Here is a 19,363-nt window from a genome sequence, read left to right as displayed (position 1 = left end):
TTGGGGATGAAGCGGGGTGATGCCGCAACTCGGGGTTGCAGACGAATATTCGAAATCAGCACAAAACGAAGCGGGTCAGCCGGAGAGGGCAGGGCGCGGGGGCATGGCGTCGAACCTGTTGTTATTGGTTTTGTGGTTCGGATGGTGCGTGGAATGTACCGGATGGTTCAATTGTTAAAAGCAGGTTTTGGGCGATTATCGAACGCAACATGTCGCTGGATTTTGTGTGGCCTGTGCGGGCCTCATCGCGAGCAAGCTCGCTCCCACAGGAGCCCGGGTTTGGCAAAAATCTTATGCACGCTGTAAGTCCACTGTGGGAGCGAGCTTGCTCGCGATGGGGCCATCACTGAGAACACACCTTTTCCCGCAGCCAACAAAAAGCCCACCAATCGGTGGGCTCCTTGTTTTCACAGCACCATCAGAAATACTTCATCTTCGGCGCTTCTTCTTTCAACGGCTCGTTCTGCGCCGTCTGTTCGTTCCAGCCACCACCCAGAGCCTTGTACAGGTTGACCTGGCTGACCAGTTGCGCCAGGCGGTCGGTGATCAACACCTGTTGCGCACTGAACAGCTGACGCTGGGCGTCGAGGAAAGTCAGGTTGCTGTCGACACCGATGCGGTAACGACGCTCGGCCAGGCGGTAGTAGTCCTGGTTGGCACTGACGAAATCTTTCTGTGCCTGCAACTGCTGGACGTAGGTCTGGCGGGCAGCCAGGCCGTCGGCGACTTCCTGGAAGGCCGTTTGAATGGACTTCTCGTAGTTCGCCACGCCGATGTCTTTCTGGATTTTCGAGTAATCCAGGCTGGCGCTCAGGGCGCCGGCGTTGAAGATCGGCAGGTTGATCTGCGGTTGGAACAACCAGGTGCCCGAACCACCCTTGAACAGACCGGACAGGTCCGGGCTCAGGGTGCCTGCATTGGCCGTGAGGCTGATGCTCGGGAAGAACGCAGCCCGCGCCGCGCCGATGTTGGCATTGGCGGCCTTCAGGTTGTACTCGGCCTGAAGGATGTCCGGACGACGATGCAGCAGGTCCGACGGCAGGCCGGGTGGAACGTCGCTCAGAAGGTCGTCGTCAAGTGGTTTGGCCGCTTGCAGGTTGGCCGGGACACCGGTGCCGAGCAGCAGCACCAGGCTGTTCTCGTCCTGGGCGACCTGACGGGTGTACTTGGCCAGTTGCGCACGGGCGTTTTCCACCGAGGTGCGCGACTGTGCCAGGTCCAGGGCCGAGGCGACGCCGACTTCGTTGCTGCGGGCGGTGAGCTTGTAGCTCTCCTCGAAGGCGGCGAGGGTGTCCTGGGTCAGCTTGTACAGTTCCTTGTCGGCCTGCCAGGTCAGGTAGGCATTGGCCACGCTGGCCACCAGGCTGATCTGCGTGCTGCGGCGGCCCTCTTCAGTGGCGAAGTACTTCTGCAACGCTTCTTCGTTCAGGCTGCGAACCCGACCGAACAGGTCGAGTTCATAGGCGCTGACGCCAACAGTTGCCGAGTAGGAACTGGTGATGCCGGCTTCGCCGGTCTGGGAAGCATCAGCCGGAAGCCGCTGACGGCTGCCGCTGCCATTGGCCGAGACGGCCGGGAACAGATCGGCACGGGAGATGCGGTATTGAGCCGCGAACGCGTCGATGTTCAGGGCCGCGACACGCAGGTCACGGTTGTTTTCCAGGGCAACCTGGATCAGCTGTTGCAGCGCCGGGTCATGGAAAAACTGCTTCCAGCCCTGCTCGGCAGCCGCTTGCGCCGGTGCCTGGGCCGGAGAGTACGCCGGGCCCTGCGGGTACTGGCCTGCCACCGGCGCTTCGGGCTGCTGATAGTCAGGTATCAGCGAGCAGCCACTGAGCACGAAGGCGGCGACTGCCAGGGAGAGTAGCGACTTGCTCATTAGCCAGCCTCTTTAGAAGTTTCAATAGCGTCATCCTGGTCGGCGATTTTGCGCTGGCCAATGGACGACACGGTGACGAAGAACAGCGGGACCCAGAAGATCGCCAGCACAGTGGCCGTGATCATACCGCCGATTACGCCGGTACCGATTGCATGCTGGCTACCGGAGCCCGCACCGGTGGATATCGCCAGTGGTACCACACCGAGGACGAAGGCGAGCGAGGTCATGATGATCGGTCGCAGACGCATGCGGCAGGCTTCGATCGCTGCATCGCGCAGGCTACGCCCTTGTTCGTGCAATTCCTTTGCAAATTCGACAATCAGAATGGCGTTTTTCGCCGCCAGACCGATAGTCGTCAACAAACCTACCTGGAAGTACACGTCGTTGGACAAACCACGCAGGCTGGTGGCCATCAGCGCACCGATGATCCCCAGCGGTACAACCAACATCACCGCGATCGGAATCGACCAGCTTTCATACAACGCCGCCAGACACAGGAACACCATCAGCAGCGACAGGGCGTACAGCGCCGGTGCTTGCGAACCGGACAGACGCTCTTCGTACGACAGGCCGGTCCAGGAAATACCGACACCCGCTGGCAGTTTCTTGGCAATGGCTTCGACTTCGAGCATGGCTTCACCGGTGGAATAGCCCGGCGCCGGGGCACCGAGGATTTCCATCGCTTCCACACCGTTGTAACGGGCCAGTTTCGGCGAACCGTAAATCCACTCGCCCTTGGCGAACGCCGAGAACGGAACCATGGTGCCGGTGCTGTTGCGCACGTACCACTTCTGCAGGTCTTCAGGGCCCATTCGAGCGCCTGGCTGGCCTTGCACGTACACCTTCTTCACCCGGCCACGGTCGATGAAGTCGTTGACGTAGCTACTGCCCAGGGCAATCGACAGGGTGTTGTTGATGTCGGCGATGGTAATGCCCAGGGCACTGGCCTTCTCGTCATCGATTTCCAGCTGGTATTGCGGTTCGTCGTTCAGGCCGTTCGGACGCACCTGAGACAGGATCTTGCTTTGTGCGGCCATGCCGAGGAACTGGTTGCGCGCTTCCATCAGTTTTTCGTGGCCGATACCGGCACGGTCCTGCAGGAACACGTCGAAACCGGTGGCGTTACCCAGTTCCAGTACCGCCGGTGGCGCAAAGGCGAACACCATGGCATCGCGGAAAGTGAAGAAGTGCTGCTGGGCACGGGCCGCCACCTTGAACACATTGTTGTCGGCGTTACGTTCGTCCCACGGTCTGAGCATGATGAACGCCATACCCGAACTCTGGCCGCGGCCGGCGAAGTTGAAACCGGTCACGGTAAACACCGAGTTCACCGCATCGCCTTCGCCGCCATCCTTGCCAGGGCGCAGCAGGAATTCACGCATTTCGTCCACGACCACCTGAGTGCGCTGGGACGTCGAACCGGCCGGGGTTTGCACCTGGGCGAACAGTACACCCTGGTCTTCTTCCGGCAGGAACGCCGTTGGAATGCGGGTGAACAGCCAGATCATGCCAACCACGATCAGCAGGTACGCCAGCAGATACGGGATCTTGCGCTGCAGGATATTGCCGACACCGCGCTCGTAGCTGCGAACGCCACGGTCGAAATTGCGGTTGAACCAGCCAAAGAAACCACGCTTGGGTACGCCGTGCTCGCCTTTGGGAATCGGCTTGAGCATGGTGGCGCAAAGCGCCGGGGTGAAGATCAGCGCGACCAGTACCGACAGGGCCATGGCCGAGACGATGGTGATCGAGAACTGCTTGTAGATCACACCGGTGGAGCCGCTGAAGAACGCCATCGGCAGCAGAACCGCCGATAACACCAGGGCGATACCGACCAGTGCACCCTGGATCTGTCCCATGGACTTCTTGGTGGCTTCCTTGGGTGACAGACCTTCTTCGCTCATCACCCGTTCGACGTTTTCCACCACGACGATGGCGTCGTCCACCAGCAAGCCGATGGCCAGCACCATGCCGAACATGGTCAGGGTGTTGATGCTGAAACCGGCGGCCGCGAGGATGCCGAATGTACCGAGCAATACCACCGGCACGGTCATCGTGGTGATGATGGTGGCGCGGAAGTTCTGCAGGAACAGGAACATCACCAGGAACACCAGTGCGACCGCTTCGACCAGGGTGTGAACCACGCCCTTGATCGATTCGGTTACTACCGGAGTGGTGTCATACGGAAACACCACTTCCATCCCTTGCGGGAAGAACGGCTTAAGGCTGTCGATGGTCGCGCGCAGGGCCTTGGCAGTATCGAGAGCGTTGGCACCGGTAGCCAGTTTCACCGCCAGGCCGGAAGCCGGGGCACCGTTGAACTGGGCGTTGATGCTGTAGTTCTCACCCCCCAGGCCGACTTCGGCAACATCCCTCAGGCGAACCTGGGAACCGTCCTTGTTGACCTTGAGCAGGATCTTGTCGAATTGCTCCGCGGTCTGCAGGCGGGTCTTGCCGATGATCGTCGCGTTCAACTGGGTGTCGGGCAGGGCAGGCAGGCCGCCGAGCTGGCCGGACGACACCTGCACGTTTTGCGCAGCGATGGCGTTTTTGACGTCGATCGGAGTCAGGTTGTAGTTGTTCAACTTGGCCGGGTCGAGCCAGATACGCATGGCGTACTGAGAACCGAACACCTGGAAGTCGCCGACACCGGCGGTCCGCGAGATCGGGTCCTGCATGTTCGACACGATGTAGTTGGACAGGTCGTCCTTGGTCATGCTGCCGTCACGCGACACCACGCCGATCACCAACAGGAAGTTCTTCACCGCCTTGGTGACACGGATACCTTGCTGTTGCACTTCTTGCGGCAGCAGCGGGGTGGCCAGGTTCAGCTTGTTCTGCACCTGGACCTGCGCGGTGTCGGAGTTGGTGCCTTGCTCGAAGGTTGCGGTAATGGTCATGGTGCCGTCGGAGTTACTTTCCGACGAGACATAACGCAGGTTGTCGATACCGTTGAGCTGTTGCTCGATCACCTGAACCACGGTGTCCTGAACCGTTTGTGCCGAAGCACCCGGGTAGGCCACGGAGATGGCGATCGCTGGAGGCGCAATGCTCGGATACTGGTTGATCGGCAGTCTGAGGATCGATAGTGCCCCGACCAGCATGATCACCAGGGCAATTACCCAGGCGAAAATCGGACGGTCGATAAAAAATTTCGACATGGTTTACTCCCCTTTGCCGCCAGACGCTTTATCAGCTGCCTGGGCGGGGGCCGGGCTCTTTACGGCTACGTTGGTCGCTTCACTGGCCTTGACTTCGACGCCGGGTTTGACGAATTGCAGACCTTCGGTGATCAGGCGATCGCCGGCCTTCAGGCCGTCTTCGATCAGCCATTGGTTACCGACGGTGCGGTTGGCCTTGAGTTGACGCAGTTCGACCTTGTTGTCCGGGCCGACAACCAGTGCGGTCGGCGTACCTTTGAGGTCGCGGGTCACGCCTTGCTGCGGGGCCAGGATCGCGGCGCTGTTCACACCGGCCAGCAACTTGGCGTGCACGAACATGCCAGGCAGAAGGGTGTGGTCAGGGTTCGGGAAAATGGCGCGCAGAGTGACGGAACCGGTGGTCTGGTCAACCGAGATTTCGGAGAACTCCAACTTGCCGTCCAGCTTGTACTCACTGCCGTCTTCGAGGGTCAGCTTGACCGAGGCTGCGTTATCGCCAGCCTTTTGCAGACGACCGCTCTCCAGCTCACGGCGCAGTTGCAACAGCTCTACGGAGGACTGCGTCACGTCGACGTAGATCGGGTCGATTTGCTGGATCACCGCCATCGCATCGACCTGGGCATTGCTCACCAGCGCGCCTTCGGTCACCGAGGAGCGGCCGATGCGGCCCGTCAACGGGGCGTAGACCTTGGTGTAGCGCACGTTGATCTGGGCAGATTGCAACGCGGCTTCCGATTGCAGGCGGTTGGCCACGGCGGTGTCGTATTCCTGACGGCTTACGGCTTGTTCGTTGACCAGTTGCTGGTAGCGGTCGGAAATCGACTTGGTCGAGCGCAGGTTGGCTTCAGCGCTTTTCAGCGTCGCTTCATAGACCGACGGATCGATCTGGTACAACTGCTGGCCAGCCTTTACGTCACTGCCTTCCTTGAACAGGCGCTTGAGAATGATGCCGTTGACCTGCGGGCGGACTTCGGCAATGCGGAACGCACTGGTACGGCCGGGCAGATCGGATGTCAGGGTGAAAGCTTGAGGTTGCAGAGTCACAACGCCGACCTGAGGCGGTGGGGCGGCCGGTGCAGCCTCTTCCTTTTTGCATCCGCTGAGCAGCGATGCCAGGGCGACGGCGGCGACCAGAGCGGTAACAGCTGGCTTGAATTGCATGAAAATCCTCGGGTCAGGCGCGCAAGGTGCGCACTAGAAAGGTGGAAGGTTGAAAATGTTTGCCGAGTGGATAAGTAGCTTGCTAAGGAATATACTTACGTACATGGCTGTTTGTAAATACCCAGGCTGCGTATCAACGCCGTTACACAAGCAGCTACACAAGCCGTTTAAAGGTTGGAATTGTAGGCCGGGGACGAACCCCCAGAACGTTCGCCCCACTTTTATTCAGCTGATGTTCAGGCATCGCTGAAGCACCCTGATTGAGGTTGTACTGCCATGGTCCGTCGTACCAAAGAGGAAGCTCAGGAAACCCGCGCGCAAATTCTCGTGGCGGCCGAAAAGGCCTTTTTCGAGCGAGGCGTGGCGCGCACCACCCTGGCGGACATCGCGACTCTGGCCGGCGTCACTCGAGGGGCCATCTACTGGCATTTCAGCAACAAGGCGGATCTGGTGCAGGCCATGCTCGACACTCTGCATGAGCCGCTCGAAGAAATGGCCAAGGCCAGCGAGAGTGAAGACGAACTCGATCCTCTGGGCTGTATGCGAAAGTTGTTGATTCATTTGTTTCATCAAATTGCGTTGGACCCGAAAACCCGACGTATCAATGAGATTCTTTTTCATAAGTGCGAATTCACCGATGAAATGTGCGACCTGCGTCAACAACGGGTGTCGGCCAGCCTCGAATGCAATGTACGGATCGGCCTGGCCCTGAGTAATGCAGTGAATCGCGGTCAGTTGCCGGAAAACCTCGACACGGCTCGCGCCGCGATCAGCTTGCATGCTTACATTGATGGCATCCTGTACCAGTGGCTGCTGGCCCCCGACAGTTTTGAATTGCACGCCGAAGCCGAGCGTTGGGTCGATACCGGGCTGGATCTGTTGCGCTTTAGCCCCAGCCTGCGCAAATAAAGCAAAAATGCGTAATCGGCGCCTTGTGTGTCAACCGTTGAAGCCGCAGATGAACAGTTCTTCATGTGCCCTTCGACAATGGGGTGCTTTTATATACTTACGTTCGGCAGGTTGACAGGTAGCAAGCTCAGTAATTTGTAGGGAATTTGTGTCGAGTGCCGTGAGCACCTGCAAATATTCGGAGATGATCGCTTCCACATTAGTGGATAGTGTCAAACCGTCAGATAATAAAAAGCCCCGGCTCTTTCGAGTCGGGGCTTTTGCGTTTCCACTGTTGCTGATTACAGCGTCGGGTAGTCGATGTAACCGACCGGGCCCTTGGCGTAGAACAGTTCAGGACGCGCTTCGTTCAACGGCGCGTCAGCCTGCAAGCGTGCCGGCAGGTCAGGGTTGGCAATGAACGGTACACCGAAGGCGACTGCATCGGCCTGACCACTGGCGAGCAACGCGTTGGCGCTGTCCTTGGTGAAACGTTCGTTGGCAATGTAGGGGCCGCCGAAGGCTTCCTTGAGTTGCGGGCCGAGGCTGTCGGCACCTTCTTTCTCCCGCGAGCAGATGAAGGCAATGCCACGCTTGCCCAGTTCGCGAGCGACATAGGTGAACGTTTCAGCGAGGTTGTCGTCGCCCATGTCATGCAGGTCGGCGCGTGGCGACAGGTGCACACCCACGCGGCCGGCGCCCCAGGTTTCGATGGCGGCGTCGGTCACTTCCAGCAGCAGACGGGCACGGTTTTCCAGGGAACCGCCGTAGTTATCGGTGCGCTGGTTGGTGCTGCTTTGCAGGAACTGGTCGAGCAGGTAACCGTTGGCCGCATGGATTTCCACACCGTCGAAGCCGGCGGCCTTGGCGTTCTCGGCACCGACGCGGTAAGCGTCGACGATGTCGGCGATTTCAGCGGTTTCCAGGGCGCGCGGCACAGGGAAGTCGGCCAGCGGACGAACCAGGCTGACGTGGCCCTTGGGCTGGATGGCACTCGGGGCGACCGGGGCTTCATCGTTTAGGTACAAACCGTGGGAAATGCGACCCACATGCCACAGTTGCAGGAAGATCTTGCCGCCCGCGCCATGGATAGCCTTGGTCACGTTGGACCAGCCACGCACCTGATCGTTGGACCAGATGCCCGGGGTGTCCGGGTAGCCGACGCCCATTGGGGTCACCGAAGTGGCCTCACTGAGGATCAGGCCGGCGGTGGCACGTTGCACGTAGTACTCGGCCATCAGCGCGTTGGGCACGCGGCCTTCGTCGGCGCGGCAGCGGGTCAGTGGCGCCATGATGATGCGGTTGGCCAACTCGAGGTCGCCCAGTTTGATCGGATCGAAAATAGTCGTCATTTAATGCAACCCTCGTGAGGTAATGGTCTGTCAGTTGGTAGCAGGGGTCAGATCGGGATTGCCGCTCTGACGGAAAGTAATCAGGGTGACCAGCAGGGCGAGTACCGCCAGGGCCGCTGCGGCGAGAGGGACGCTGGTCAGGCCAAAGCCGTGGGCGATCACACTGCCGCCGACCCAGGCACCGAGTGCGTTGCCGATGTTGAAAGCGCCGATGTTCAGGGTCGACACCAGGTTCGGTGCGTCTTTGCCGAAGGTCACCACGTTCACTTGCAAGGCCGGTACGGCGGCAAAGCACGCAGTGGCCCAGAGGAACAGGGTGATTTCGGTCGGGATCAGCGCGACGCTGGTCCAGGTCAGCACGGTGGACACCACGGCCATGGTGATGAACACGCCGATCAGCGTCGCGGCCAGGCCTTTGTCGGCCAGCTTGCCGCCGATGATGTTGCCGACTGTCAGGCCCAAGCCGATGAGCATCAGGGTCCAGGTCACGCCACGGGGCGAAACGCCGGTGACTTCGCCGAGCAGCGGGGCGACATAGGTGAACAGGGTGAACACCGAGGCGGCGAACAGCGCGGTCATGCTCAGGGACAGCCAGATGCCGCCGCCCTTGAGTGCGGCCAGTTCGGCGCGCATGTCGAGTTTCTCTTCATCACGCTTGGCCGGCAGGAAGCGGATCAAGCCGATCAGCGCGATCACACCTATCACGGTCACGGCCCAGAAGGTCGAACGCCAGCCGGCTTCCTGACCGAGGGCGGTGCCCAGCGGTACGCCGAGGACGTTGGCCAGGGTCAGGCCGGTGAACATCAGGGCCACGGCCGAAGCGCGTTTGTTCGCAGGCACCAGGCCGGCGGCTACCACTGAACCGATACCGAAGAAGGCGCCATGGCACAGGGCGGTGACCACACGGGCGAACATCAGCACGTTGTAGTCGCCGGCCACTGCGCAAAGCAGGTTGCCGACAATGAAGATGCTCATCAGCGCCACCAGGGCTGCCTTGCGCGGCAGTCTGGCGGTGGCCAGCGCCATGAACGGCGCGCCGATGGCCACGCCCAGGGCGTAACCGGTCACCAGCCAGCCGGCACCGGGAATCGACACACCGAGGTCAGCCGCCACGTTGGGCAGCAGGCCCATGATGACGAACTCGGTGGTGCCGATGGCGAAGGCGCTCAAGGCCAGGATGAGTAGCGAGAGGGGCATGTTTAATTCCTTGTCGGCCGACTGACGTTAAGGGTCAGAGCTCTTTACTGAAGGTTTTGAGGAATTCCTGGATGGTTTCCTCGTTGCGTTTGAAAAAATGCCACTGGCCGACTTTGCGGCTGCTGATCAGGCCGGCGCGTTGCAGGGTCGCCAGGTGTGCGGACACCGTGGACTGCGACAGGCCGCAACGTTGATCGATCTGCCCGGCGCAAACGCCGTGCTCGTTACTGTGGGACTGGTCGGGAAATTCGACGGTCGGGTCCTTGAGCCAGTGCAGGATGTCTCGCCGTACTGGGTGTGCCAGGGCTTTTATTATTTCGTCGAGATTGATGGTCATGATGTGGGCTCGTGATGTTTAAAACGCTATATCGCGATGAGGCGAACTTTAAATCGGTATTTCGCGATATACAAATATGATTTGGCTCTGACCAACTCACATTTCGGTATATCGAGTTATAACGATATGTTGAGTGTAACAAGGCAAGGGGGCAGTGCTAAGCTGCGCCCATGAACTATCTCGCACATCTTCACCTCGGTGGCCAGCGTCCCGGCCAATTGCTCGGCAGTCTGTATGGCGATTTCGTCAAGGGACACCTGCAAGGGCAGTTCGCTCCGGACATCGAGGGGGCTATCCAGTTGCACCGCAGCATCGACGTGTTCACCGACCGCCATCCGCTGGTGGACGTCGCGTTGTCGCGTTTCTCCCTGACCCGTCGTCGCTACGCGGGTATCGTGCTCGATGTGTTTTTCGACCATTGCCTGGCCCGGGACTGGGCGCTGTATGCCGACCGGCCCCTGGCGTTGTTCACTTCGGACGTTTACCGGGTGCTGTCCAGCGAACGGCAATTGCCGGAGCGGCTGGCGAAGATTGCGCCGCACATGGTGGCCAATGACTGGCTGGGTTCGTATCAGGAATTCGAAGTGCTGGAGCAAGTGTTGCGCGGGATCTCGCGACGCCTGACCCGGCCGGAGGAACTGGCGGCGGCGATGCAGGAATTGCGGCGATTGTATGAACCGTTGAGCGAGGATTTCCGGTTGTTCTATCCGCAGCTTCAGGATTTTGCCCGGAACTATCCAACACCATAAAACCCCTGTGGGAGCGAGCTTGCTCGCGATTGCGGATTAACATTCAACGATGATGCTGAATGACCCACCGCTATCGTGAGCAAGCTCGCTCCCACAGGGTACTTCGGTGAATAAAAGATCGCGTCAAGCCGCAATGGCAGGGCGCATTGGTGCTCGTTGCGGTTCGACACTTTCACCAAACAACACCTTCTGCACCGCCTGCTGCGCCTCGAACGCCAATGCCGCGCGTTCCCGGCCTTCGCAAGCGATTGGCTTGAGCAGATGAATCTCCACGCCGCCACGGTCATTGGCGAACAACCGCATCAGATGCGACAGCAAGTCATCGTCGCCAATGAACGGCGCCAGCGCGCAAGTCTCGCCGTCACGCACATAACGAATCGCCACCGGTTGCATTGCCACTTCGGAATCGATGGCGGCGGACAGCAGGCGGCCGTGAAAAGTACGCAGCGAACGGCCATCGGTAGTGGTGCCTTCGGGGAACATCAGCAGCGGGTGTGCCTGTTCCAGGTGACGGGTCATCTGCTTGCGGATCAACTGGCTGTCACCCGAGCCACGGCGGATAAACAGGCTGCCGGCTTTGGCCGCCAACCAGCCGGCTACCGGCCAGGTGCGCACTTCGGCCTTGGACAGGAACGACAGCGGCGTGAGCATGCCCAGCAGCGGGATGTCGGTCCAGGACACGTGGTTGCTGACCCAGAGCATCGGTGCCTTCGGCAGCTCGCCGTGGACGGTCACGTCGAAGGGCAGGGCATTGCTCAGGCGGGCCATGAAAAACCGCGACCAGCGTTGCCGGCGCGCCATCGAATGGGCCATGCCCAAGCGCTCGAACAGCCCGAACACACTGGCCATGCCCAAGCCCAGCGTCACTACCATCAGCACTCGCGCGATTCGCGCGTACACCCGCAACCGGCCCATTACACAGCCGCCTTGAAGTGTTTGGCATAACGCGGGCAGAGTTCGTCGCGCTTGAGCAGTATGAACACGTCGGCGACCTGGAAGTCTTCGTCCCAGCATGGCTCGCCGCAGATCTTCGCGCCCAGGCGCATGTAGGCCTTGAGCAGCGGTGGCATTTCGGCGATCACGTTCGACGGGATGTCGAGGCTCGGCAGCGGGTTTTTCGGCTCGGCGCGCAGATGTTCGGTGCACAGGTAGCGTTCGCGCAGACGCTGCATGATCGCGTGGGCCTGCACGCCACCATCCTGCATCGGAATGCTCGCACAACCCATCAGGTAGCTGTAGCCGCCCTGGTTCAGGACTTCGGCCAGTTCTCCCCAGAGCACGGCGATGGTGCCGCCATTGCGGTAGGCTGGGTCGACACAGGTGCGACCGATTTCCAGGATCGGGCCTTGCAGGTGTACCAGGCCGTGGAGGCTGAACTCTTCTTCGCTGTAGAACTTGCCCAGGCTGCTGGCAGCCGTGTGGTCGAGTAAACGGGTGGTTGCCACCAGGCGCCCGGTATTCAAGTCACGCACGCCGATGTGGGCGCAGTGAACGTCGTAGTCATCCATGTCCAGACCCAGTTCAGCGCCTTTGAGCCTGGCGTTGAATTCGCCGCTGAACACGTTGAAGCGCAAGGCCTGGGCTTCCTGCAAAGCCTCGGCGCCCACCAGGCGTTCGGCTTGCAGGCGGCGTTCGTTGCCGGTGTCGCTGATGCGGGCGATCTGAGTCATGGCGAATCTCCGTGCGGGCTGCTCACCCGTCTTTGGGCTACAGCGAATCGACTTTCTTTGTCTAGCCGTGTTGTGCAAAGTCAGGCTATGTAGCCCCGGTGTCATCGCCATTAAGCTTTGGTGATGCTTATATGACAGCCTTCGAGGAGCCTCTTATGCCCTGGCAAACCCTGTTGAACCGCCGTGACCGATTGCCCGCCAACCCGGATCTGGCGGAAGGTTTCGCGACCTTGTTGCAGCAGTTGGGAACGGTCACTCCGTTTGAATTGGCGGTGCTTGGCGGGCGGTTGATGGCGACACCGGGGCAAGCGTTTCTGGTGGGGTATCAGGCGGCCTTGCGCATGCTCTGGCCGAGCGCGCCACTGAGCCTGGGTGCGTTGTGCGCCACCGAGCAGCGCAGCCTGCGCCCGGCCGATATGCAAACCCGACTGAGCGATTTGCGCCTGAGCGGACGCAAGGATTTCGTCACCGCCGGCAATGCCGCCGACTGGCTGCTGGTGGCGGCGCGCAGCGAGGAGCCTGGCGCCGATCCACGCTTGAGCCTGGCGGTGATCTATCGCGATGAGCCGGGTGTGCGGGTGGAAAAGCTGGCGCCGCTCCCGTTGATGCCGGACATCAGCCATGGCCGGTTGTTTCTGGATAACGCGCTGTGCGAGTTGCTCGCAGGGGATGGTTGGGACGCTTACGTCAAACCGTTCCGAACGTTGGAAGACATCTATGTGTTGAGCGCCATGACGGCCTGGTTGTATGGCGTCGGCCAGGAATGCGCTTGGCCGCAAGGCTTGCAATTGCGGTTGCTGGGTTTGCTGGCGGGGTGCGCGGAAATCAGCCGCCAGCCACCAACCCATCCGGCCGGGCATGTGTTGCTTGGCGGGTTGTTTGCGCAGTTCGAAGGGCTCAAGGCTGAGGTGAAAGAGGCGCTGGCCGGAGGGCCTCAAGAGTGGGCGGCGATGTGGCAGCGGGATCAGGCGGTGATGGATTTGGCTGCAGGGGCGCGGGGCAAGCGATTGGCGAAGGCTCTGGCGCAATCTTCGCTGCCCTGACTGGCCTCATCGCGAGCAAGCTCGCTCCCACAGGGATCTCGCTTACAACAAAGATTCATTGTGGGAGCGAGCTTGCTCGCGATGGCGACCTGATTGGCAGCAAAAGTTTCTGAACTGTCATCAACCTCGTCTAGGCTCAGCCAGTTCAATCTCCGAGCCCCCGTCATGCCCAAAGGCCTGTCCCTGATTTTCCTGCTGTTGCTCAGCCTCACGACCCAGGCTGAAAGCTGGCCCGCCGAGCAATGGCCGACCGCGCCGACGCCCGCTGGCCCGGCGCTTCAAGCCCTGGAGACCTACGCCTTTCCATCCCGCGATGACACCACTCGCCAGGGCATTCGCACCGATGCCTTGCTGGTGATCCGCGACGGCCAGTTGATCTACGAACGCTACGCCGGCCCGACGACGGCCGAGACGCCGCACCTGACCTGGTCGATCAGCAAGAGCCTGATGGCGACGGTCCTCGGTGTGGCCTATGGCGAAGGGCTGTTCAAGTTACAGGACCCGGTGCAGAAGTTTTATCCGCCGCTGGCCAGACACCCAAGCCTGACCATGGCCGACTTGCTGCACTGGGCCTCGGGTCTGGATTGGCAGGAAGACTACGAATATGCACCGCTGAAGTCTTCGGTAGTGGCCATGCTCTACACCCGCGGTCACCACAACATGGCTGCGTTCACCGCGGCCCATGCCGAATACGCGGCGCCGGGCCAGGCGTTTCGCTACTCCAGCGGTGACAGCAACCTGTTGTCCGCCGCGCTGAAAACCATCGTCGGCCCCGGCCGCTATCCGGACTATCCGTGGACCGCGCTGTTCGAGCCGCTGGGCATCCGCCAAGCCGTGTGGGAAACCGATGCCACGGGCACTTTCGTTGCTTCTTCCTATGCCTATCTCACTGCACGAGACTTGGCCCGGGTCGGCCTGTTGATGGCCCGCGAGGGGCGCTGGGCAGACAGGCAACTGCTGCCCAGGGACTGGGTGGCATTCAACCGCGAGCCGTTCGCTCACTATCATGCCGATCAAGACGAGGCCGTCCCCGGCGGCCAGTGGTGGCTCAATCGAGGCGTTGAGGGCGCGGCACGACCCTGGCCCGATGCCCCCGTCGACACCTTCGCCGCGCTGGGGCATTGGGGCCAGGCAATGTACGTGATCCCCAGTGAACAGCTGGTGATCGTCCGCTACGGCGATGACCGCGACGGCACTTACCGGCACAACCAATTGCTCCAGCTCGCGCTCAAGGCCTTTACTGGGAAGGTGCAGCCATGAGCGGTTTCATTCGCCGTCGATCGCTCAGTTCCCTGTTGTTGATCCTGCTGATCGCCTTGCTCGGCTGGATCTGGCACGAGCGGGTGGCGCTATGGGCGTTCCCCGACATCATCAGCGCCTACACCGCCAAGGAATATTGTTCGTGCCGCTATGTGATGAACAACGATGCCGAGTACTGCCACGGTTATGTGAAACAGTGGCTGCCCGCCAGTGGCTTTACCGATGACCCGGCCGGCAAGCGTGTCACGGTCAGCGGCATGGGCCGCAGCAACAGCGCGGTGTGGATCGGCGAGCGTCAGGGTTGTCGTTTGCAGCCCTGACGGCGCTGAAATCTTGAGGTGGGGCGACAGCTCCCTCGCCACAAAAGCGGGTTTAGAGCAGTAGATGGCTTGCAATGCGCTGAAGGCCGGTTAAGGTTCAGCACAGGTTTATCTGCCCCACGAGTCTCTATGTTCAAGCGCTCCACCTTCCAAACCCTCACTTTCCTGCTGCTGGCCGGTGCCGCGTTGTCGGCCCGCGCCGACTGGTACCTCGATGGCGAGTCTTCGCGCCTGTCGTTTGTCAGCACCAAGAATGCCAATGTTTCCGAAGTGCAGCGCTTCCTGGTGCTGCACGGCAAGGTCGACCCCGAGGGGCTGGCGCAGGTGGAAGTCGAGCTGGAGTCGATCAACAGCGGCATCCCGTTGCGCGATGAGCGCATGCGCAAGGAACTGTTCCAGATCGACCGGTTCCCCGACGCCCTGATCACCACGAAAATAGATCTGCGCCCGATCAACGACCTCGCTCCTGGCGCGCAGCTGGAGTTGCGCCTGCCGCTGATGGTCGACCTGCACGGCAAACAACACGAATACCAGGCCGAACTGTTGGCGACCCGCCTCGATGACCGGCGTTTCCAGGTGGTGACCCTCGAACCGCTGGTGATCAGCGCCGAGGATTTCGATTTGGCTCCCGGCCTGGAAACGTTGCGCAAACTGGCCGGTGTATCAGCTATCAGTCTTTCCGTACCGGTGGGTGCGGTACTGATTTTCACGGCGCGCTGACATGGCCGGAGCGATTTTTCCGTGGCGTGAAGGCAACCACTTCGAACTGCTGATCGACGGTCCGCAGTTTTTTCCGCGCATGCTGGTGGCGATTGCCCGGGCTGAAGAGCAGGTTGAGCTGGAACTGTATCTGGTGGAGGCGGGCGCCTGCGCCGAAGCCATGGTCCAGGCATTGGTGCAGGCCGCCGAGCGCGGTGTACGGGTGCGCTGTCTGTTCGATGACTATGGCAGCCTCGCTTTCACCCTGGCCTTGCGTCAGCGGCTGATGTCCGCTGGCGTGGAGCTGCGTTTTTACAATCGCCTGAGCTGGCGACGTTGGGTCGGTAACTTTTACCGCGATCACCGCAAGCTGTTATTGGTGGACCAGAGCCTGGCCGTGGTCGGCGGCACTGGTGTCACCGATGAGTTCTGGACGCCGGGCGAAGACGCCAGCGAATGGCACGAAGTGATGGTGGAAATCACCGGCCCGCTGGTGCTCGATTGGCAGCTGCTATTCGATCGTCAGTGGATTGCCAATCGCCATCGACGTGCCTGGCGACCGGCTTCGCATTTCGGTCTGCCGCGCCTGCCACGGGTGCCGTCCATAGGCGAGGGCATGGGCCGGGTGGCCTATGCCGACGCCCGTCAACACCGGGACATTCTGCAATCGCTGGTGCGTGCCCTGAACAGTGGTCAGCGACGGATCTGGCTGGCCACGCCGTACTTTTTGCCGACCTGGAAAGTCCGCCGCTCCCTGCGCCGGGCGGCTGCCCGGGGTGTCGATGTGCGGTTGCTGCTGACCGGGCCCCGTACCGATCACCCATCCGTGCGCTATGCCGGGCATCGCTACTACCCGCGACTGCTCAAGGCCGGGGTGACGATCTATGAATACCAACCGTGTTTCCTGCACCTGAAAATGGTCCTGGTCGACGACTGGGTGAGCATCGGTTCGTGCAACTTCGATCACTGGAATCTGCGCTTCAACCTGGAAGCCAACCTGGAAGCCCTGGACCCCGGACTGACCCGGTCGGTGGCGGCGAGTTTCGAACGGGACTTTGGGTTGAGTGAGCAAGTCAGCCTGGAGGAATGGAAGCGCCGGCCACTGTGGCGGCGGGTCAAGCAACGGGTGTGGGGATGGGTGGATCGGGTGGTGGTGAACCTGCTGAATCGAAGGGGTTGACCCCAGTTTTCTGAACACTGAAACCACTGTGGGAGCGAGCTTGCTCGCGATGAGGGCTTAACATTCAACATCTCTGTCGACTGTCAGTCCGCTATCGCGAGCAAGCTCGCTCCCACAGGTTTTTGCGGTGTTTGATTAATTACAGCAACTCAAAACTCTGCTGCGTCACGTCCTCTGAATCCAGGCCGATCTGCACGTTGAACTTGCCCGGTTCCGCCGCGTACTTGAGCTGGGTGTTGTAGAACTTCAGATCGTCCTCGGTGATGGTGAAGTGTACGACCTTCTGTTCGCCGGCCTTGATCATCACTTTCTGGAAGTTCTTCAGTTCCTTGATCGGGCGGATCATCGAACCGGCCACGTCCTGGATGTACAACTGCACCACGGTTTCGCCATCGCGCTTGCCGGTGTTTTTCACCGTGACACTGGCGTCGAGCTTGCCGGTCTTGTTCAGCGTGGTCGACGACAGCGCCATGTCGCTCAGGCTGAACTCGGTGTAGCTCAGGCCATAGCCGAACGGGTACAAGGGGCCCGTGGTGTCATCGAAGTACTGCGAGGTGTAGTTGCCCGGTTTGCCCGGAGTGAACGGCCGGCCAATGGTCAGGTGGTTGTAGTAGGTCGGAATCTGGCCTACCGAACGCGGGATGCTGATCGGCAGTTTGCCCGACGGGTTGTAGTCGCCGAACAGCACGTCAGCGATGGCGTTGCCGCCCTCGGTGCCGCTGAACCAGGTTTCCAGGATCGCGTCGGCCTGTTCCTTCTCTTCGAGGATCGTCAGTGGACGGCCATTCATCAACACCAGTACCAGCGGTTTGCCGGTGGTTTTCAGGGCCCGGATCAGCTCGCGCTGGTTTTCCGGGATGTTCAGGTCGGTGCGGCTCGACGATTCGTGGGACATGCCACGGGATTCACCGACGGCGGCAACGACCACATCAGCATCCTTGGCCGCTTTCACCGCTTCGTCGATCAGCACGTTCGCCGGGCGCGGGTCGTCCACCACTTCCGGGGCATCGAAGTTGAGGAAGTTCAGGTAACCGAGGATTTTCGGGTCGCTGGTGATGTTGGCGCCACGGGCGTAGATCAGTGTCGATTTGTCTCCCAGGGCGTTGGTCATGCCGTCGAACAGGGTCACCGATTGAGCAGGGCGACCGGCGGCGGCCCAGCTGCCCATCATGTCGATGGGCGCCTTGGCCAGCGGACCGACCAGGGCGATTTTCGCGGTCTTCTTCAGTGGCAGGGTGTCATTCCGGTTTTTCAGCAGTACCTGGCTGCGGCGTGCCACATCACGGGCCTCGGCGCGGTGCAGGCGGCTGTCGGCGTAGGTGTCGACCGGATCATCCTCGGCCTTGCCGATGCGCAGGTACGGATCCTTGAACAGGCCCATGTCGTACTTGGCGCCCAGTACCGCACGCACGGCGTTGTCGATGTCGCTCTGCTGGATCTCGCCGGACTTCAGCAGCCCTGGCAGCTCTTTGCCGTACAGGGTGTCGTTCATGCTCATGTGGATGCCAGCCTTGATTGCCAGCTTCGCCGCTTCGCGACCGTCGGCGGCAACACCGTGCTTGATCAGCTCGAAAATCGCACCGTGGTCGCTGACGGCCAGGCCCTTGAAGCCCCACTCCTTGCGCAGCAGGTCGTTCATCAGCCAGGTGTTGGCGGTGGCCGGCACGCCGTTGATCGAGTTCAGCGCGACCATGACCCCGCCAGCGCCGGCATCGATGGCGGCGCGGTACGGCGGCAGGTAGTCCTGGTACATCTTGACCGGGCTCATGTCGACCACGTTGTAGTCGCGGCCACCCTCGACCGCGCCGTACAAGGCAAAGTGCTTGACGCTGGCCATGATGCTGTCGGCCGCGTTTGCGCCAGTACCCTGGAACGCCTTGACCATCACGCTGGCAATGCGCGACACCAGGTAAGTGTCTTCACCGAAGCCTTCGGAAGTACGACCCCAGCGTGGGTCGCGGGAGATGTCGACCATCGGTGCGAAGGTGATGTCGAGGCTGTCAGCCGCGGCTTCCTTGGCGGCGATGCGCCCGGACAGGCCGATGGCGTCCATGTCCCAGCTCGAGGCCAGGGCCAGCGGGATCGGGAAAATGGTGCGGTGGCCGTGGATCACGTCGTAGGCGAAGAACATCGGGATCTTCAGGCGGCTGCGCATGGCTGCGTCCTGCATCGGCCGGTTTTCCGGGCGGGTGATCGAGTTGAACGTACCGCCGATGTTGCCTGCCGCGATTTCCTTGCGGATCATTTCGCGCGGCATTTCCGGGCCGATGCTGATCAGGCGCAGCTGGCCGATTTTTTCATCGAGGGTCATTTGCTTCATCAGGTTGCTGACGAAGGCTTCCTTGTTCTCCAGGGGTGCGGGCGTCGTGGCGGCCAATACGTTATGACTGGCCAGGCTGACGAACAGGCCCAGCAAACACAGCTTCTTCATGAATAGTTTTCTCAAGGGCCCAAACGGCGATGTACA

The 19,363-nt window shown here is 60.9% G+C and carries 16 protein-coding genes; 7 read left to right on the top strand and 9 right to left on the bottom strand.

The window, feature by feature from the left end; genetic code table 11:
* Positions 1–418: 418 nt before the first annotated feature.
* Genes emhC through emhA form a run of 3 tightly spaced genes read right to left on the bottom strand, consistent with a single transcriptional unit; the run spans position 419 to position 6,201 of the window.
* Positions 419–1,879 carry an efflux RND transporter outer membrane subunit EmhC gene (emhC, locus tag AC3WTM_RS19570; RefSeq protein ID WP_102672177.1) on the bottom strand — a complete coding sequence of 487 codons (1,461 nt, stop codon included), beginning with the start codon at positions 1,877–1,879 and terminating at the stop codon, positions 419–421.
* A complete protein-coding gene (emhB, locus tag AC3WTM_RS19565) occupies positions 1,879–5,040 on the bottom strand; it encodes an efflux RND transporter permease subunit EmhB (protein ID WP_102672176.1) in 3,162 nt (1,053 codons plus the stop codon). Before emhB ends, emhC begins: the two co-directional genes overlap by 1 nt.
* 3 nt (positions 5,041–5,043) lie before the next feature.
* Positions 5,044–6,201, bottom strand: coding sequence for an efflux RND transporter periplasmic adaptor subunit EmhA (gene emhA / locus AC3WTM_RS19560; RefSeq protein WP_102672175.1), 1,158 nt, complete (start codon positions 6,199–6,201; stop codon positions 5,044–5,046).
* Positions 6,202–6,477: 276 nt separating this feature from the next.
* Between emhA and emhR the strand changes: the two genes are divergently transcribed.
* Complete coding sequence (gene emhR / locus AC3WTM_RS19555; protein ID WP_102672174.1) at positions 6,478–7,110, top strand: efflux system transcriptional repressor EmhR; 633 nt, start codon at positions 6,478–6,480, stop codon at positions 7,108–7,110.
* A gap of 281 nt (positions 7,111–7,391) precedes the next feature.
* On the opposite strand, the gene AC3WTM_RS19550 is transcribed toward emhR, so the two are convergent.
* Genes AC3WTM_RS19550 through AC3WTM_RS19540 form a run of 3 tightly spaced genes read right to left on the bottom strand, consistent with a single transcriptional unit; the run spans position 7,392 to position 9,975 of the window.
* Positions 7,392–8,441 (bottom strand): alkene reductase, encoded by a 1,050-nt coding sequence (locus AC3WTM_RS19550; RefSeq protein ID WP_102672173.1) that lies wholly within the window; start codon positions 8,439–8,441, stop codon positions 7,392–7,394.
* Positions 8,442–8,471: 30 nt separating this feature from the next.
* Positions 8,472–9,638: an MFS transporter gene (locus tag AC3WTM_RS19545; RefSeq protein ID WP_102672172.1), complete on the bottom strand. Its 1,167-nt coding sequence runs from the start codon at positions 9,636–9,638 to the stop codon at positions 8,472–8,474.
* Positions 9,639–9,672: 34 nt separating this feature from the next.
* Complete coding sequence (locus tag AC3WTM_RS19540; RefSeq protein ID WP_008019443.1) at positions 9,673–9,975, bottom strand: ArsR/SmtB family transcription factor; 303 nt, start codon at positions 9,973–9,975, stop codon at positions 9,673–9,675.
* 170 nt (positions 9,976–10,145) lie between these two features.
* Here AC3WTM_RS19540 and AC3WTM_RS19535 point away from each other — a divergent pair, with 170 nt between their 5' ends.
* Positions 10,146–10,724, top strand: coding sequence for an acyl carrier protein phosphodiesterase (locus AC3WTM_RS19535; protein WP_102672171.1), 579 nt, complete (start codon positions 10,146–10,148; stop codon positions 10,722–10,724).
* Positions 10,725–10,847: 123 nt separating this feature from the next.
* Here AC3WTM_RS19535 and AC3WTM_RS19530 read toward each other — a convergent pair whose 3' ends face one another.
* A complete protein-coding gene (locus tag AC3WTM_RS19530; RefSeq protein WP_102672170.1) occupies positions 10,848–11,639 on the bottom strand; it encodes a lysophospholipid acyltransferase family protein in 792 nt (263 codons plus the stop codon).
* The gene (gene olsB, locus AC3WTM_RS19525) at positions 11,639–12,394 is read right to left on the bottom strand and encodes an L-ornithine N(alpha)-acyltransferase (RefSeq protein ID WP_057400777.1); all 756 of its coding nucleotides are present in this window, start codon (positions 12,392–12,394) and stop codon (positions 11,639–11,641) included. The genes AC3WTM_RS19530 and olsB overlap by 1 nt, the downstream gene beginning before the upstream one ends.
* Before the next feature lie 155 nt (positions 12,395–12,549).
* Here olsB and AC3WTM_RS19520 point away from each other — a divergent pair, with 155 nt between their 5' ends.
* The 5 genes from AC3WTM_RS19520 to AC3WTM_RS19500 all read left to right on the top strand — a co-directional run bounded on the left by AC3WTM_RS19520 (position 12,550) and on the right by AC3WTM_RS19500 (position 16,896).
* Positions 12,550–13,437: an acyl-CoA dehydrogenase family protein gene (locus AC3WTM_RS19520; protein ID WP_102672169.1), complete on the top strand. Its 888-nt coding sequence runs from the start codon at positions 12,550–12,552 to the stop codon at positions 13,435–13,437.
* Positions 13,438–13,602: 165 nt separating this feature from the next.
* A complete protein-coding gene (locus AC3WTM_RS19515; RefSeq protein ID WP_102672168.1) occupies positions 13,603–14,697 on the top strand; it encodes a serine hydrolase domain-containing protein in 1,095 nt (364 codons plus the stop codon).
* Positions 14,694–15,017 carry an amidase gene (locus AC3WTM_RS19510; RefSeq protein ID WP_102672167.1) on the top strand — a complete coding sequence of 108 codons (324 nt, stop codon included), beginning with the start codon at positions 14,694–14,696 and terminating at the stop codon, positions 15,015–15,017. The genes AC3WTM_RS19515 and AC3WTM_RS19510 overlap by 4 nt, the downstream gene beginning before the upstream one ends.
* A 129-nt stretch (positions 15,018–15,146) precedes the next feature.
* On the top strand, positions 15,147–15,737 hold the full coding sequence (locus tag AC3WTM_RS19505; RefSeq protein WP_102672166.1) for a YceI family protein: 591 nt from the start codon (positions 15,147–15,149) through the stop codon (positions 15,735–15,737).
* Position 15,738: 1 nt separating this feature from the next.
* Positions 15,739–16,896, top strand: coding sequence for a phospholipase D-like domain-containing protein (locus tag AC3WTM_RS19500; protein ID WP_102672165.1), 1,158 nt, complete (start codon positions 15,739–15,741; stop codon positions 16,894–16,896).
* A 139-nt stretch (positions 16,897–17,035) separates the two neighbouring features.
* Here the strand turns inward: AC3WTM_RS19500 and bglX are convergent, their stop codons facing one another.
* Positions 17,036–19,327 (bottom strand): beta-glucosidase BglX, encoded by a 2,292-nt coding sequence (bglX, locus tag AC3WTM_RS19495; RefSeq protein WP_102672164.1) that lies wholly within the window; start codon positions 19,325–19,327, stop codon positions 17,036–17,038.
* Between the last annotated feature and the right edge of the window lie 36 nt (positions 19,328–19,363).

It is taken from the genome of Pseudomonas sp. EU05-FHT14B02 (assembly GCF_058791055.1).
This window is presented reverse-complemented; position numbering and strand designations above follow the sequence as displayed.

Bases quoted from the DNA above. Each gene is read 5' to 3' on its own strand.
- emhC (WP_102672177.1), bottom strand. From the start codon at position 1,879: ATGAGCAAGTCGCTACTCTCCCTGGCAGTCGCCGCCTTCGTGCTCAGT.
- emhB (WP_102672176.1), bottom strand. From the start codon at position 5,040: ATGTCGAAATTTTTTATCGACCGTCCGATTTTCGCCTGGGTAATTGCC.
- emhA (WP_102672175.1), bottom strand. From the start codon at position 6,201: ATGCAATTCAAGCCAGCTGTTACCGCTCTGGTCGCCGCCGTCGCCCTG.
- emhR (WP_102672174.1), top strand. From the start codon at position 6,478: ATGGTCCGTCGTACCAAAGAGGAAGCTCAGGAAACCCGCGCGCAAATT.
- AC3WTM_RS19550 (WP_102672173.1), bottom strand. From the start codon at position 8,441: ATGACGACTATTTTCGATCCGATCAAACTGGGCGACCTCGAGTTGGCC.
- AC3WTM_RS19545 (WP_102672172.1), bottom strand. From the start codon at position 9,638: ATGCCCCTCTCGCTACTCATCCTGGCCTTGAGCGCCTTCGCCATCGGC.
- AC3WTM_RS19540 (WP_008019443.1), bottom strand. From the start codon at position 9,975: ATGACCATCAATCTCGACGAAATAATAAAAGCCCTGGCACACCCAGTA.
- AC3WTM_RS19535 (WP_102672171.1), top strand. From the start codon at position 10,146: ATGAACTATCTCGCACATCTTCACCTCGGTGGCCAGCGTCCCGGCCAA.
- AC3WTM_RS19530 (WP_102672170.1), bottom strand. From the start codon at position 11,639: ATGGGCCGGTTGCGGGTGTACGCGCGAATCGCGCGAGTGCTGATGGTA.
- olsB (WP_057400777.1), bottom strand. From the start codon at position 12,394: ATGACTCAGATCGCCCGCATCAGCGACACCGGCAACGAACGCCGCCTG.
- AC3WTM_RS19520 (WP_102672169.1), top strand. From the start codon at position 12,550: ATGCCCTGGCAAACCCTGTTGAACCGCCGTGACCGATTGCCCGCCAAC.
- AC3WTM_RS19515 (WP_102672168.1), top strand. From the start codon at position 13,603: ATGCCCAAAGGCCTGTCCCTGATTTTCCTGCTGTTGCTCAGCCTCACG.
- AC3WTM_RS19510 (WP_102672167.1), top strand. From the start codon at position 14,694: ATGAGCGGTTTCATTCGCCGTCGATCGCTCAGTTCCCTGTTGTTGATC.
- AC3WTM_RS19505 (WP_102672166.1), top strand. From the start codon at position 15,147: ATGTTCAAGCGCTCCACCTTCCAAACCCTCACTTTCCTGCTGCTGGCC.
- AC3WTM_RS19500 (WP_102672165.1), top strand. From the start codon at position 15,739: ATGGCCGGAGCGATTTTTCCGTGGCGTGAAGGCAACCACTTCGAACTG.
- bglX (WP_102672164.1), bottom strand. From the start codon at position 19,327: ATGAAGAAGCTGTGTTTGCTGGGCCTGTTCGTCAGCCTGGCCAGTCAT.